The following is a 16,694-nucleotide window of genomic DNA, read 5'->3' as shown; positions in this document are numbered from 1 at the left end:
CCAAGTCGTCCGGGGCGGCGCCCGGTCGTCAGGCGCGGTCATCTGGCTCAGCGACGAGGCACGATGCGGCCATTGTGCCGCCTCCACGCGAAGGCGGGTTGATCGGTCATGGAACGCGAGGTGCGGCGTCTGCCATTACTGGCGGCCCAGTCCGCCGTGTGGTACGCACAGCAGTTGGACCCCGGCGACCCGATGTTCAACATCAGCGAGTACATCGAAATCCGGGGTCCGATCGACGTCGGGCTGATGAAGGCCGCGATAAGGCGGGCGGGCATGGAGGCCGAGTCGTTCCACGCCCGCTTCGTGGAAGACGACGACGGCGTCCACCAGATCATCGAAGTGTCGGACGACTGGCCGGTGCCCTACCTCGACCTCACCGCGGAACCGGACCCGGAACGGGCGGCCGGCGCATGGATGCGGGAAGACCAGCGCCGCCCCTTCGACCTCGCCGCGGGAGCTCCTTTCCGAGCCGCACTGATCAAGGTGGCCCCCGGCCTTTTCCTTCTCTACTTCACGGCGCACCACATCGTCATCGACGGCTACAGCGCCGCGCTGTTCGTCGCCCGGGCCGCCGAAATCTACACCGCCCTGAAGAAGGGCGGCGACCCGCCGCCGTCCACGTTCGGATCCGTGCGCGACCTCGTCGAGGAGGAGAAGGCATATCAGGAGTCGGAGCAGTTCCAGCGCGACCGCGGGTTCTGGGCGGCGCGCGTGGGGGAGGAGGCCGCGCCAGCCTCGCTGACGGGCCGCCCGAGCGTCCCGGGACGCGCGTCCAGCGGGTTCACCCGCCACACGACGTACCTGTCCGACGCGGACATCGCGCGGCTGCGCGACGCCGCCCGAAAGATCGGCACCGCCTGGCCCGCCCTGATGGTGGCCGCGTGCGGCGCGTACGTCCACCGGATGTCCGGTGAGGACGACGTGGTCCTCGGGCTGCCGGTCACCGGCCGCAAGACCCGCGCGTCGCGCGCCACCCCGTCGATGATGGCGCACGTTCTGCCGCTGCGCCTGCGGGTCACCGGCGGCACCTCCTTCGCCGACCTCACCCACCAGGTGTCGCGCGAGATCAGGCAGATCCTGCGGCACCAGCGGTACCGGGCCGAGCACATCCGCCGCGACCGCGGTCTGCCTGGCCACGGCACGAGGCTGTGGGGCACCGAAATCAACATCCTGCCGTTCGAGTACGACGTCGAGTTCGACGGCAACGGCACAACCGCGCACGACCTGGTGACGGGCCCGATCACCGACACGATGGTGGCCGTCCACTACGGGGCGGACCTCAAGGGGATGCGGATCGACTTCAACGCGAACCTCGCCGCCTGCGCCGACCGGGAGTCGGCCGGCCACCTGGACCGGTTCCGGCGCCTACTGGAGTCGGCGATCGCGGACCCCGGGCGGCGGATCGGGGACGTGGACGTCCTCGGCCCCGCCGAGCGCCGCAAGGTCCTGCTGGACTGGAACGACACCGCGCACCCCGTACCGGCCGCCACACTCCCAGGACTGTTCGACGAGCAAGCGGCCCGCACCCCGGACGCGACCGCCGTGGTGTCCGGGGACGAGTCTCTTTCCTACGCCGAACTCGTGGACCGCGCCGACCGGCTGGCGCGGCACCTCGCCGCCAGGGGTGTGGGCCCGGAGACCGTGGTCGCGGTGACCCTGCCCCGCTCGGCGGACATGGTGGTCGCGCTGCTGGCGGTCATGAAGGCCGGCGGCGCGTACCTGCCGATCGACCCCGCCCAGCCCGCCGACCGGATCGCGTTCGTTCACGACGACGCCCGCCCGCTGCTGACCCTCATCCCGTCCGACGTGCCGGCCCCGGACGGCGACGCCGCCGACCGCCTCACGCCCCCGGCGCCCGCCAACACGGCGTACGTCCTGTACACGTCGGGGTCGACGGGGCGTCCGAAGGGCGTCGCGGTCGAGCACGCGGCGATCGTGAACCGGCTGCTGTGGATGCGGGACCACTACCGGGTGACCCCGGCCGACAGGATCCTGCAGAAGACGCCGCTCGACTTCGACGTGTCGGTCTGGGAGCTGTTCCTGCCGCTCGTCACGGGCGCGGCCCTGGTCCTTGCCCGCCCGGACGGCCACCGGGACCCGGCCTACCTCGCCGGACTGATCCGGCACGCCGGGGTCACGATGGTGCACTTCGTCCCGTCCATGCTGCAGGCGTTCCTCCTGGAACCCGCGGCGGCCGGCTGCGCGAGCCTGCGTGAGGTCATCTGCAGCGGCGAGGAACTGCCCGACCACCTGCGCGACCGGTACCACGCGACCCTCGGCGCCCGGCTGCACAATCTCTACGGCCCCACCGAGGCCGCGGTCGACGTCACCGCCGCGCCGTGCCCGCCCGGCGGCGGACCGGTCACCATCGGCCGTCCCGTGTGGAACACCCGCCTCTACGTCCTGGACGTGCGGCTGGCGCCGGTCCCCCCGGGCGTCGCGGGCGAGCTGTACCTCGCCGGGGACCAGCTCGCCCGCGGCTACGTCGCCCGGGCGGCGCTGACCGCGGAGCGGTTCGTGGCCGACCCGTTCGGGCCGCCGGGAACCCGCATGTACCGGACCGGGGACGTGGTCCGCTGGGACGCCGAGGGCCGGATCGAGTACCTCGGCCGGGCCGACCACCAGGTCAAGATCCGCGGGCGGCGCATCGAGCCGGGCGAGATCGAGAGCGTGCTGGCCGGCCACCCGGGCGTCGGGCAGGCCGTGGTGACGGCCCGCGAGATCGCCGCGGGCGGGCGGCAGCTGGTGGGGTACGTCGTCCCGGAGGGCCGCACGGCCGCGGCGGTCGCGAACCTGTGCCGCCTGCGGCGCGAAGGCCGGCTCGACGGGCGGGAACTCCACGAACTGCCCAACGGCATGACGGTGTGCGCCCGGAACCCGTCGAACACCGCCTTCCTCTACGACGAGATCTTCGTGCGGAACGAGTACCTGCGAGCCGGGGTGGCGCTGCCCGAGGACGCGTGTGTGGTCGACGTCGGCGGCCACGTCGGCCTGTTCTCGCTGTTCGTCGGGTCACGGCTGCCGGGCTGCCGCGTCCACGCGTTCGAACCGATCCCCGAGCTGGTCGAGATGTTCCGGATCAACGCGGAACTGCACGGCGTCGACGCCGCCGTCACCGCCTGCGGCCTCGGGCGGGAGGCGGGGACCGCGCGGTTCACCTACTACCCGGACATGTCGCTGCTGTCCGGGCGGTTCGCGGACGAGCGCGAGGAACGCCGCATGCTGGAGCGGTACCTGCGCAACGAGCAGGCCGAGGCGCCTGACGGCGTCCTCGCCGAGCTGCTGACCGAGCGGTTGCGCGGGGAGGACGTCGAGGTCGAGGTCCGGACGCTCTCCCAGATGATCCGGGAACAGGGCATCACCCGGATCGACCTGCTCAAGATAGACGCGGAGAAGAGCGAGCTGGACGTCCTGCGCGGGATCGAGCCCGCGCACTGGCCGATCGTCCGGCAGGTCGTCGCCGAGGTCCACGACATCGGCGGGCGGCTCGGCGCCGTCACCGGCCTGCTGCGCGACCGCGGCTTCCGGACGACGGTCGAGGCCGCCCCCGACTTCGCGGGCACCGGCGTGTACTGCGTCTACGCGGTGCGCCCCGACGCCCCCGTGCGTCCGGCGCCCGAGCCGGGGGGCGACGGCCCGCGGTGGCGCAGCCCCGAGCGCCTCGTCGACGACCTGCGCGCACACGCCGGGACCCGGCTTCCGGACCACATGGTCCCGGCGGCGTTCGTGGTCCTTGACGAGTTGCCGGTGACGTCGAACGGGAAGCTGGACCGTGCGGCGCTGCCGGCACCCGACTTCTCCGCCGCGGTGGCCGGTCGGGCGCCGCGGACTCCCCGCGAGGAGATCCTGTGCCGGCTGTTCGCCGAGATCCTCCACCTGGAGCGGGTCGGGATCGATGACGGCTTCTTCGACCTGGGCGGGCACTCGCTGCTGGCGACCCGGCTGATCAGCCGCATCCGGTCCGTGCTGGGCGTCGAGGCGGCGATCGGGGACCTGTTCGGCGCTCCGACCGTCGCCGAACTGGCCGAAAGGCTCGGCGGCGCCGGCCGGGCGCGGCCGGTGCGGGAGCCGCGGCGTCGTCCGGAGAAGGTGCCGCTGTCGTTCGCGCAGCGGCGCCTGTGGTTCCTCAACCGCCTGGAGGGCGGCGGCCCGGCCTACAACATCCCGTTCGCGCTGCGGTTGCGAGGCCCCCTCGACCGTGCGGCGCTTGCCGCCGCCCTGGCCGACGTCGTCCACCGGCACGAGAGCCTCCGGACGGTGTTCCCGGAGAGCGACGGGGAGCCGTATCAGGTGGTGCTCGATGCGGAGCCGGTCGTGCTGGAGGCGGCCGGCGCCGAGGAGGAAGACCTTCCCCGGATGATGGCTGACGCCGCGGCGCGGGGCTTCGATCTCCTGGCGGACCCTCCGTTCCGTGCCGAGTTGTTCGGTCTCGGCCCACAGGACCATGTGCTGCTGGTGGTGGTGCACCACATCGCCGGTGACGCATGGTCGATGGCACCGCTGGGGCGTGATCTCGCAGGTGCCTATTCGGCCCGCTGCCATGGGCTGCCGGTCGAGTGGTCGCCGCTTCCGGTGCAGTACGCGGATTACACGTTGTGGCAGCGGGAGTTGCTGGGGGATGAGGGTGATCCGGAGAGTGTGATCGGTGGGCAGGCGGCGTTCTGGCGTGAGGTGCTGGCGGGGCTGCCTGATCAGCTTGATCTGCCGGTGGACAGGCCGCGCCCGGCAGTGGCGACGTATCGCGGAGATTCCCTGCGGTTCACGCTGGACAGTGGTTTGCATCGGGCACTGGTCGCTCTGGCGCGGGACAGTGACGTCACGTTGTTCATGGTGTTGCAGGCTGGTTTGGCGGCCTTGTTGACGCGGTTGGGGTGTGGGACGGACATTCCCATCGGGAGTCCGGTCGCGGGTCGTGGGGATGAGGCGCTCAACGATCTGGTGGGGTGTTTCGTCAACACGTTGGTGCTGCGGAACGACACCTCGGGTGATCCGGGTTTCCGTGAGTTGCTGGGGCGGGTGCGTGAGGTCGATCTTGCGGCGTTCGCGAACCAGGATGTTCCGTTCGAGCGTCTGGTGGAGGTCCTCAACCCGCCGCGGTCCCTGGGCAGGCATCCGCTCTTCCAGGTGATGCTCGCGTTCGACAACACGCCGATCGCCGGGCTCGACCTCTCCGGCATCGAGGTGGAACTGCAGGACATCGACGTCAAGGTCGCAAAATTCGACTTGCTGTTCGGACTTTCCGAGCGCGCTGCCCCCGGCGGGGACACCGGCGGCCTGGAAGGCGTGATCGATTTCGCCATCGACCTGTTCGACCGGCAGACGGTCCAGAGGATCGCGGCGTCCTTCGAGCGGTTTCTGAGGGCGGTGGCTGCGGATCCTGATCGGTCGATCGGGAGTGTGGAGGTCCTCGGTGCTGACGAGCGCCGCAAGGTGCTGGTCGAGTGGAACGCCACGGATCACGACGTGGTTCCGGGGACCGTGCCGGAGTTGTTCGAGGCGCAGGTGCGGCGCTCGCCCGACGCGGTCGCGGTGGTGTGTGAAGGCATCGAGGTCAGCTATCGGGAGTTGAACGAGCGGGCGAATCGGCTGGCCCGATACCTGATCGACCAAGGCGTTGGCCCCGATCGGATCGTCGCGGTGGCGCTACCGCGCTCGGTCGAGCTGGTGGTGGCGTTACTCGCGGTCCTGAAAGCGGGGAGTGCCTATCTCCCGCTGGATCTGGACTATCCGCCCGAACGACTCGGGTTCATGGTCGATGACGCGGGACCGGTCGTGCAGCTCACCGCCCTGCCGTCGAACGCGGAGTTGGCGGGCCGGTCGGCGGAGAACGTGACGGACGCGGATCGGACCGCTCCGCTGCACCCCCTGCATCCGGCCTATGTGATCTACACATCCGGGTCGACCGGGCGGCCGAAGGGTGTGGTGAGTACGCATGCCGGGCTGGCGAACCGGTTGCAGTGGATGCAGGACCGGTACTCGCTTCGAGGGGACGATCGGGTGCTGCAGAAGACGCCGGCGAGTTTCGATGTGTCGGTGTGGGAGTTCTTCTGGCCGTTGCAGACCGGTGCCGCACTCGTTCTGGCCGAGCCGGGGGGCCATACCGATCCGGCTTACTTGGCCGAACTGATCCGCTCGGAGCAGGTCACTACTGCGCATTTCGTTCCGTCCATGCTGGCTGCGGCGGTGGCGGAGCCGTCCATGCGGGACTGTCCGAGCCTGCGGCGGGTGATCTGCAGTGGTGAGGCGCTGCCCTTGGAGCTCGCCCGCAGGTTCGGAGACGTTTTCGATGCCGAGCTGCACAATCTCTACGGGCCGACCGAGGCGTCGATCGATGTCTGCGGAGTCGAGATCACACCGCAGACCGCGCAGGAGAGCGTCCCGATCGGGCGGCCGATCTGGAACACCAGCCTCTTCGTCCTGGATTCGGGGTTGTCGCCGGTGCCGGTGGGTGTGGTCGGCGAACTGTACATTGCCGGGGCCGGGTTGGCTCGCGGCTATCTGGACCGTCCGGGGCTGACGGCGGAGCGCTTTGTGGCGTGCCCGTTCGGGGCTGCGGGGGAGCGGATGTATCGCACCGGGGATCTGGTGCGGTGGCGGTCGGACGGGGAGTTGGAGTTCGTCGGCCGGGCCGATGACCAGGTGAAGATCCGCGGCTTCCGCATCGAACCGGGCGAAGTCGAGGCGGTGCTGGCGCGCCAGGCGGGCGTGGCACAGGCCGCCGTGGTCGCGCGTGAGGGGCGGTCCGGTGATCAGCAACTGGTCGGGTACGTCGTGCCCGAACCGGACGCCGAGTGCGAGGCGGACCGGCTGCGTCGCGGCGTTGCCGAGACGCTGCCCGATCACATGGTCCCGGCCGCAGTGGTGATGCTGGACGCCTTCCCGCTCACGCCCAACGGCAAGCTGGATCGCAGGGCTCTGCCGGCACCGGACTTCTCCGCCTCGGCCACGGGCCGGGCGCCGCGGAACGCCGTCGAGCAGGCGCTGTGCCGGTTGTTCGCCGAGACCCTCGGCCTGGAGGAGGTCGGGATCGATGACGGCTTCTTCGAACTGGGCGGGCATTCACTGCTGGCCACCCGGCTCGTCGGCCGGATACGTTCCACCCTGGACGTCGAAGTCGCACTCCGGGACTTGTTCGAGGCACCGACCGTCGCGGGGTTGGCTGAGGTGCTTGAGCGCGCGGGTGGGGCACGGCCCGCGCTGCGGCCACGGCGTCGCCCGGAGCGGGTGCCGCTGTCGTTCGCGCAGCGGCGCCTGTGGTTCCTCAACCGGCTGGAAGGCCCTGGCCCGACCTACAACATGGCGATTCCGCTGCGGCTGAACGGCGTCGTGGACCTGAAGGCGCTGGAGTCCGCGCTGAACGACGTGATGGCCCGGCACGAGGCGCTGCGCACCGTCTTTCCGGAGGCGGACGGTGAGCCCTACCAGGAGGTGCGCGGCGGTGCGGATGCGCGGATGGCGCTGGCAGTGCCGGAGGTGAACGCGGCGCAGGTGCCGCGTGCGCTCGCGGCGGATGCCGCCAAGGGATTCGACCTGGCCGAAGAGCTTCCGATGCGGGCCCATGCGTACCGGGTTTCGGAGTGCGAGCACGTGTTGCTGGTGGTGGTGCATCACATCGCTGGGGACGGTTGGTCGTTGGCGCCGTTGGCTCGGGATGTGGTGGCGGCGTATGCGGCGAGGTCGGCGGGGCGGGTCCCGGAGTGGTCGCCGCTTCCGGTGCAGTACGCGGATTACACGTTGTGGCAGCGGGAGTTGCTGGGGGATGAGGGTGATCCGGAGAGTGTGATCGGTGGGCAGGCGGCGTTCTGGCGTGAGGTGCTGGCGGGGCTGCCTGATCAGCTTGATCTGCCGGTGGACAGGCCGCGTCCGGCAGTGGCGACGTATCGCGGAGATTCCCTGCGGTTCACGCTGGACAGTGGTTTGCATCGGGCACTGGTCGCTCTGGCGCGGGACAGTGACGTCACGTTGTTCATGGTGTTGCAGGCTGGTTTGGCGGCGTTGTTGACGCGGTTGGGGTGTGGGACGGACATTCCCATCGGGAGTCCGGTCGCGGGTCGTGGGGATGAGGCGCTCAACGATCTGGTGGGGTGTTTCGTCAACACGTTGGTGCTGCGGAACGACACCTCGGGTGATCCGGGTTTCCGTGAGCTGCTGGGGCGGGTGCGTGAGGTCGATCTTGCGGCGTTCGCGAACCAGGATGTTCCGTTCGAGCGTCTGGTGGAGGTCCTCAACCCGCCGCGGTCCCTGGGCAGGCATCCGCTCTTCCAGGTGATGCTCGCGTTCGACAACACCCCGGAGCCCGAACTGCAGCTGACCGGCGTCAAGGTGGATGTCCACGCCGCCGAGGTGAATGTCGCCAAGTTCGACCTGTTGTTCGGTTGCTCGGAGCGCCCGTCCGCGGATGATGCGCCCGGGGGCCTCGACGTCGTGGTGGAGTTCGCCGCCGATCTGTTCGACCGACAGACCGTCGAGCAGGTCGTGGTCCGGTTCGAGCGGTTTCTGAGGGCGGTCGCCGCCGATCCCGACCGGTCGATCGGGAGTGTGGACGTCCTCGGTGCTGACGAGCGCCGCAAGGTGCTGGTCGAGTGGAACGCCACGGATCACGACGTGGTTCCGGGGACCGTGCCGGAGTTGTTCGAGGCGCAGGTGCGGCGCTCGCCCGATGCGATCGCGGTGGTGTGTGAAGGCGCCAAGGCCAGCTATCGGGAGTTGAACGAGCGGGCGAATCGGCTGGCCCGATACCTGATCGACCGGGGTGTGGGCCCTGACCGGGTCGTCGCGGTGGCGCTACCGCGCTCGGTCGAGCTGGTGATGGCGTTACTCGCGGTCCTCAAGGCCGGCGGCGCCTACCTGCCCCTGGATCTGGACTACCCGGCCGAACGCATTGGGTTCATGGTCGATGACGCTCGGCCGGTCGTGCAGCTCACCGCCCTGCCCACCGAGATCGAACTCGCGGGCCGGTCGGCGGAGAACGTGACGGACGCCGACCGGCTCGGCCCGCTGCACCCGCTGCACCCCGCCTACGTGATCTACACATCGGGGTCGACCGGGCGGCCCAAAGGCGTGGTGGTCGGCCAGGGCAACATGGTCGCCCTGTGCGGCTGGGCGGCCGGGACCTCCGGCCGGACGGGACTGTCGCATGTAGTGGCGTCGACCTCGTTGAACTTCGACGTGTCCGTGTTCGAGATCTTCTGTCCGCTGATGGTCGGCGGTCGTGTCGAAGTGGTGCGGGACGTCCTTGAGCTGGCCGAACGTGCGGCCGGACCGGTGGGGCTCGTGAGTGCGGTGCCGTCCGCGCTGACCGAGATCCTGAGGTCCGGCCGTCCGGAGACGTCGCCCGCGTGCGTCGCGCTGGCGGGTGAGGCACTGCAGGCCCAGACGGTCCACCGGATCCGGGAGGCATGGCCCGAAGCCCGGATCGCGAACATCTACGGTCCGACCGAGGCGACGGTGTACGCGGCGGCATGGTTCGCCGACGACCTGAATGCCGATCAGCGCCACGGTGACGAGAGACCCCCGATCGGGCGGCCGATCTGGAACACCAGACTCTTCGTGTTGGATTCGGGGTTGTCGCCGGTGCCGGTGGGTGTGGTCGGCGAGCTTCATATCGCCGGTGCCGGGTTGGCTCGCGGCTATCTGGATCGTCCGGGGCTGACGGCGGAGCGGTTCGTGGCGTGTCCGTTCGGGGCGCCGGGGGAGCGGATGTACCGCACCGGGGATCTGGTGCGGTGGCGCCCGGACGGGCATCTGGAGTTCGTCGGCCGGGCCGATGACCAGGTGAAGATCCGCGGCTTCCGCATCGAACCAGGCGAGATCGAAGCGGTGCTCGCCCGGCAGCCGGGGGTCGCGCAGGCCGCCGTGCTGGTCCGAGAGGACCGGCCCGGCGACCGGCAACTGGTCGGCTATGTCGTGCCCGATCCGAACGCCGGTTGCGACCCTGCTCGGTTGCGTCGCGCGGCTGCCGAGGTCCTGCCCGACTACATGGTCCCGGCCGCGGTGGTGGTGCTGGACGCCTTCCCGCTGACGCCGAACGGCAAGCTGGACCGAAGAGCGCTTCCGGCGCCGGACTTCTCCGCCGCGGCCACGGGCCGGGAACCGCGAAACGCTCGCGAGGAGAGGTTGTGCGGGTTGTTCGCCGAGGTCCTCGGCCTTGAGCGGGTCGGGATCGATGACGGCTTCTTCGACCTGGGCGGGCACTCGCTGCTGGCGACCCGGCTGGTCGGCCGGATCCGTTCGGCCCTGGGTGTCGACGTGGCGATCCGGGACCTGTTCGAGGCGCCGACCGTGGCGGAGTTGGCGGGGAGGCTCGGCGGCGCGGGGCGGGCCCGTCCCGTTCTTGAGCCGTGGCATCGTCCGGATCGGGTGCCGCTGTCGTTCGCGCAGCGGCGCCTGTGGTTCCTCAACCGCCTGGAAGGTCCCAGTGCCACCTACAACATTCCCGTCGCGCTGCGGTTGCGGGGCCCGCTTGACCGGACGGCGCTCGCCGCAGCCCTACGCGACGTGGTGGATCGGCACGAAAGCCTGCGCACCGTCTTCCCGGAGCATGAGGGTGTCCCGCATCAGGTGGTGCTCGATGCGCGACCCCCGGCACTGGATGTAACCGAGGTCAGCGAGGACGAACTCGCCACCGCTGTGGCAGGTGCGGCAGGTCGGGGTTTCGACCTGACGGCCGATCGGCCTCTCCGGACGGAGTTGTTCCGTTTCGGCCCGCACGACAACGTGCTGCTCTTGGTGGTGCATCACATCGCTGGGGACGGTTGGTCGTTGGCGCCGTTGGCTCGGGATGTGGTGGCCGCGTATGCGGCGAGGTCGGTCGGGCGGGTTCCGGAGTGGTCGCTGCTTCCGGTGCAGTACGCGGATTACACGTTGTGGCAGCGGGAGCTGTTGGGTGATGAGGGTGATCCGGAGAGTGTGATCAGTGGGCAGGTGGCGTATTGGCGTGAGGCGCTGGCCGGGCTGCCTGATCAGCTCGACTTGCCTGCGGACAGGCCGCGTCCGGCGGTGGCGACGTATCGCGGGGATTCCGTCCAGTTCACCCTGGACGGTGGGCTGTATGAGGCGTTGACGGCTCTGGCGCGGGATAACGACGCGACGTTGTTTATGGTGTTGCAGGCTGGGTTGGCGGCGTTGCTGACGCGGCTGGGATGCGGGACGGATGTTCCTGTCGGCAGTCCGGTCGCGGGTCGCACGGACGAGGCGCTCGACGATTTGGTGGGGTGCTTCGTCAACACGTTGGTGCTGCGTAACGACACCTCGGGTGATCCGGGCTTTCGTGAGTTGCTGCGGCGGGTGCGTGAGGTCGATCTTGCGGCGTTCGCGAACCAGGACGTTCCGTTCGAGCGCCTGGTGGAGATCCTCAACCCGCCGCGGTCGCTGAGCCGGCACCCTCTCTTCCAGGTGATGCTCGCGTTCGACAACACGCCGCCGGCCGGGATCGAATTGCCCGGCATCGAAGCGGACGCGTGGTCCGCAGAGGCGAATGTCGCCAAGTTCGACCTGTTGTTCAGTTGCTCGGAGCGCCCGTCGACGGGGGATGCGCCCGAGGGGCTCGATGTCGTGGTGGAGTTCGCCATCGATCTGTTCGAGCGGGAGACCGTCGAGCAGCTCGTCACCCGATTCGAGCGGTTTCTGAGGGCGGTTGCCTCCAACCCCGACCGGCCGATCGGGAGCGTGGACGTCCTTGGCCCCGATGAGCGCCGCCAGGTGCTGGTCGAGTGGAACGCCACTGAACACGACGTGGGTCTGGAGACCGTGCCGGAGTCGATCGAGGCGCAGGTGCAGCGGTCGCCCGATGCGGTCGCGGTGGTGTCCGAAGACACCGAGCTGAGTTACCGGGAGCTGAATGAGCGGGCGAATCGGCTCGCCCGGTACTTGATCGACCAGGGTGTGGGCCCTGACCGGGTCGTCGCGGTGGCGCTTCCACGCTCGGTGGAACTTGTGGTGGCGCTGCTCGCGGTCCTCAAGGCCGGTGGCGCCTACCTGCCCCTGGACCGGGACTATCCGGCCGAACGGCTGGCGTTCATGGTCGACGACGCGCGACCGGTCGTGCAGCTCACCGCCCTGCCCACCGAGATCGAACTCGCGGGCCGCTCGGCGGAGAACGTGACGGACGCCCTCCGGCTCGGCCCGCTGCACCCCCTGCACCCCGCCTACGTGATCTACACATCCGGGTCGACCGGGCGGCCCAAGGGTGTGGTGAGCAGCCATGCCGGGCTGGCGAACCGGTTGCAGTGGATGCAGGACCGGTACTCGCTTGGAGCGGACGACCGGGTGCTGCAGAAGACACCCGCGAGTTTCGATGTGTCGGTATGGGAGTTCTTCTGGCCGCTGCAGACCGGTGCCACGCTGGTACTTGCCAGGCCGGGAGGACACAGTGATCCGGCCTACCTCGCCGATGTCATCCGTTCGCAACGGGTCACTACCGCGCATTTCGTTCCGTCCATGTTGGCTGCGGCGGTGGCGGAGCCGTCCATGGAGGACTGCCCGAGCCTGCGGCGGGTGATCTGCAGTGGTGAGGCGCTGCCCTTGGAGCTCGCCCGCAGGTTCGGGGACGTTTTCGACGCCGAACTGCACAACCTCTACGGGCCCACCGAGGCCTCGATCGACGTCTGCGGAGTCGAGATCACACCACGCACCGCACAGCAAAGCGTCCCGATCGGGCGGCCGATCTGGAACACCAGACTGTTCGTCCTGGATTCGGGGTTGTCGCCGGTGCCGGTGGGTGTGGTCGGCGAGTTGTACATCGCCGGTGCCGGGCTGGCTCGCGGCTATCTGGACCGTCCGGGGCTGACCGCCGAGCGGTTCGTGGCGTGTCCGTTCGGGGCGCCGGGGGAGCGGATGTACCGCACCGGAGATCTGGTGCGGTGGCGCCCGGACGGGCACCTGGAGTTCGTCGGCCGGGCCGATGACCAGGTGAAGATCCGCGGCTTCCGCATCGAACCAGGCGAGATCGAAGCGGTGCTCGCCCGACAGCCGGGGGTCGCGCAGGCCGTGGTGGCGGTCCGAGAGGACCGGCCCGGCGACCGGCAACTGGTCGGGTACGTCGTGCCCGAACCGGATGCCGAACACGCCCCGGCACGGCTACGCCAGGCGGTCGCCGAAACGCTGCCCGATCACATGGTCCCGGCCGCAGTGCTGGAGCTCGACGCATTCCCGCTGACACCCAACGGCAAGCTGGATCGCAAAGCCCTCCCTGCACCGGACTTCTCCGCCGGGACCACGGGCCGGGAACCGAGAACCTCTAGGGAACAGGTCTTGTGCGAGTTGTTCGCCGAGACCCTCGGCCTGGAGGGGGTCGGGATCGATGACGGCTTCTTCGACCTGGGCGGGCACTCGCTGCTGGCCACCCGGCTCGTCGGCCGGATACGTTCCACCCTGGACGTCGAAGTCACCATCCAGGACCTGTTCGAGGCGCCGACCGTCGCGGACCTGGCCGCACGGATCGACGCCGAGCCGGACGGAGACCCGCTGGCGATCCTGCTGCCGATCCGGAGGACAGGGAACCGGCCTCCCCTGTTCTGCCTGCACCCCGCCGGAGGAATCAGTTGGACCTACTCCGGTCTACTCCGGCACCTCGATGAGGATGTCCCCATCTACGGCCTGCAAGCACGTGGGCTGAAGGGGACGGAACGTCCGGCCGGCAGCCTCCAAGAGATGGCCGACGACTACATCCGGCATATCCGCTCCGTCCAGCCGTCCGGCCCCTACCGGCTGCTCGGCTGGTCGTTCGGGGGTGTGATGGCCCACCTCGTGGCCACCCTGATGCAGGCGCAAGGCGCCGATGTCGCGACCGTCGTGATACTCGACAGCTATCCAAGCCTTCCGGAACCGGACGCCGCCGCCGATCCCGCCGGACCCGGGGCGCTGGACGTGGTGGCGGACGTCCTCGGCGATGGCGCCGGACTGCTGGACAGCACGCTGCTCGACTCCCCGGTCGGCGGTGCGCAGGGCGTGGATCGTGAAACCATCGATGCCTTCACCAGGATGTTCGCGCTCAACCAGCGACTCCAACGCGACTTCACGCCGGGAGTGTTCAGAGGGACGCTGATCTTCTTCGGCTCCAGGCACAGCAGAAAGGAGCGGGGCTGGGACCCGAACGCCTGGGACCCCTTCGTCGACGGCGAGTTCTACGGTCATGAGCTGGACTGTCACCACAACCACATGACGAGCCCGCGCTCGCTCATGGAGATCGGCGAAGTGCTCGGCCGGAAGCTGTGACCGCCTGACCGCCTCCGCGCCGCCCATCGAGCCCGGTCCTGTCGGTTCAGGCCTTGACGGAAGTAGAGATTGAAGAATTATTCAATTTGCTATCCTTGCAAGGCAGGGTCGAGTCGTGCGGGGAGCGCGGTCGCGAGCGAGGGGAGCGGCGTCATGGGGCGTGGGCGGGCTAAGGCGAAGCAGACGAAGGTCGCGCGCCGGTTGAAGTACGGCGGTGCGGGCGGCGATCTGGAGCGGCTGCGGCGGGAGCTGGGGGTCGACGCCTCCGCGGCGCAGAGCGCCGACGACGCCGAGGAGACGCAGAGCGGTACCGACGACCAGGACGGGGAGCGCTGATGCCGGTTCCGCTCTACCAGGCCAAAGCCGAGCTGTTCAAGACGCTCGGGCATCCGGTGCGGGTGCGGGTGCTGGAGCTGCTGTGCGAGCGGCCGATGCCGGTGCGTGACCTGCTGGCGGCGATCGAGGTCGAGGCGTCCAACCTGTCCCAGCAGCTGGCGGTGCTGCGCCGGGCCGGGATCGTCACCGCCCGCCGCGAAGGGGCGACGGTGACCTACGAGCTGGCCGGCGGGGACGTGTCGGAGCTGATGCGCGCGGCCCGCCGGATCCTCACCGACCTGCTGGCCGACCAGGGCCGGCTGCTGGCCGAGCTCAAGGCCGAGGCGCAGTGACCGCCGCCTCCATGGTCCGGCGGCTGGGCGGGCTGCTGCCCCGCCGGTCGGACTGGACGCCCGCGCGCCGCTCGCCGGGCCGGGACCTGACGGCCGGACTGATCGTGGCGGTGGTGGCGCTGCCGCTGGCGCTGGCGTTCGGGATCAGCTCCGGGCTCGGCGCACAGGCCGGGCTGGTCACCGCGATCGTGGCGGGGACGCTGGCGGCGGTGTTCGGCGGCAGCAACCTGCAGGTGTCCGGGCCGACCGGCGCGATGACGGTCGTGCTCGCGCCGATCGTCGCCCGGCACGGGATCGACGGCGTGCTCATGGTCGGGCTGATGGCCGGGCTCATCCTGCTGGGGATGGCCGCGCTGCGCGCGGGCCGGTTCGCGGCGCTGCTGCCCACCCCCGTCATCGAGGGCTTCACCGCCGGGATCGCCGTGGTCATCGCCCTCCAGCAGGTGCCCGCCGCGCTCGGGGTGACCGGCCCGCACGCGGAGAAGGTGTGGCGGGCCGCGGGGCAGGCCGCCGTCGAGTTCGCCCAGCGCCCCACCGCCGCGGCCCCGGCCATGGCGGTGGCGGTCGCCGCGCTGATGCTCGTCGGCGCCCGGGTCCGTCCGGCGGTGCCGTTCTCGCTGATCGGCATCGTGGGCGCCACCCTGGTCGCCGAGGCCGCCTCCCTGGACGTCGCCCGCATCGGGTCGCTGCCGGCCGGGCTGCCCGCGCCGAGCCTGGGGTTCCTGGACGCCGGCGCGGCGATGGCGCTGCTGCCCTCGGCGATGGCGGTGGCGGCGCTGGCCGCGCTGGAGAGCCTGCTGTGCGCCACGGTCGCCGACGGCATGAGCGTCGGCGAGAAGCACGACCCCGACCGCGAGCTGTTCGGGCAGGGCGTGGCCAACCTGGCCGCGCCGCTGCTGGGCGGGGTGCCGGCGACCGCGGCGATCGCCCGCACCGCCGTCAACGTCCGGGCCGGCGCCCGGTCGAGGCTGGCCGCCCTCACCCACGCCGCCGTGCTGGCCGTCATCATCCTGGCCGCCGGAGGCCTGGTCGGCCGCATCCCGCTGGCCGCGCTCGCCGGGGTGCTGCTGGCCACCACCGTCCGCATGGTGGAGGTCGGGTCGCTGCGCGCGATCGCGCGGGCCACCCGCGGCGACGCGGTCGTGCTGGTCCTGACCTTCGCGGTGACCGTGGTGTTCGACCTGATCACCGCGGTGGCCGTCGGGGTCGCGCTGGCCGTCGTGGTGGCGCTCCGCGCCGTCGCCGCCTCCGGCCGGCTCGACCAGGTCTCCCTCAAGGACGGCGATCGCGACGGCGACCACACCGCCGAGGAGCGGCGGCTCCTGGACGAGCACATCGTCGCCTACCGCTTCGACGGCCCGCTGTTCTTCGCCGCCGCGCACCGCTTCCTGCTGGAGCTGTCGGAGGTGAGCGACGTCCGGTTCGTCATCCTGCGGATGTCGCGGATCTCCGCGCTGGACGCGACGGGCGCCGGGGTGCTCGGCGACGCCATCACCCGGCTGGAGGACCGCGGCATCACCGTCCTGGTCTCCGGTGTCAGACCCGGCCACGACCAGATCCTGGCCGCCCTCGGCGTCGCCGAGCATCTGCGCCGCGACGGCCTGGTCTTCCCGACCACCCCCGAAGCGATCGCCCATGCCCGCGCCCGCCTCCGGGCCGCCGGAGTCCTGCCGCCCGACGGCCCCGCGGAACAGCCCGTCCTCACGCCTGAGCCGTCCACCTAATGGGAGCTACCGGGTCGGCCGCCGCTGGCAGACTCGGTGCCTGGTAGCCGCTGGTGAGTGAGCACTTTTATCACCTGGACCTTGGAGT

The 16,694-nt window shown here is 70.4% G+C and carries 4 protein-coding genes; all 4 read left to right on the top strand.

What is annotated here, in order from left to right; all coding sequences use genetic code 11:
- Positions 1-108: 108 nt before the first annotated feature.
- The 4 genes from AB0C21_RS27365 to AB0C21_RS27350 all read left to right on the top strand — a co-directional run bounded on the left by AB0C21_RS27365 (position 109) and on the right by AB0C21_RS27350 (position 16,606).
- Positions 109-14,214, top strand: coding sequence for an amino acid adenylation domain-containing protein (locus tag AB0C21_RS27365; protein ID WP_500207978.1), 14,106 nt, complete (start codon positions 109-111; stop codon positions 14,212-14,214).
- Positions 14,215-14,367: 153 nt separating this feature from the next.
- Entirely contained in the window at positions 14,368-14,550 is a 183-nt protein-coding gene (locus tag AB0C21_RS27360) for a DUF3073 family protein (RefSeq protein WP_500207976.1), read from the top strand.
- Entirely contained in the window at positions 14,550-14,882 is a 333-nt protein-coding gene (locus AB0C21_RS27355; RefSeq protein WP_500207974.1) for an ArsR/SmtB family transcription factor, read from the top strand. The genes AB0C21_RS27360 and AB0C21_RS27355 overlap by 1 nt, the downstream gene beginning before the upstream one ends.
- An 11-nt stretch (positions 14,883-14,893) precedes the next feature.
- Entirely contained in the window at positions 14,894-16,606 is a 1,713-nt protein-coding gene (locus AB0C21_RS27350; RefSeq protein ID WP_500208284.1) for a SulP family inorganic anion transporter, read from the top strand.
- Positions 16,607-16,694: the final 88 nt, after the last annotated feature.

The organism is Spirillospora sp. NPDC049024 (assembly GCF_040649235.1).
In the GTDB taxonomy this organism is placed as follows: Bacteria; Actinomycetota; Actinomycetes; order Streptosporangiales; family Streptosporangiaceae; genus Spirillospora.
Note: the sequence above shows the minus strand (reverse complement) of the source record. Positions and strands in the feature narration are given on the sequence as shown.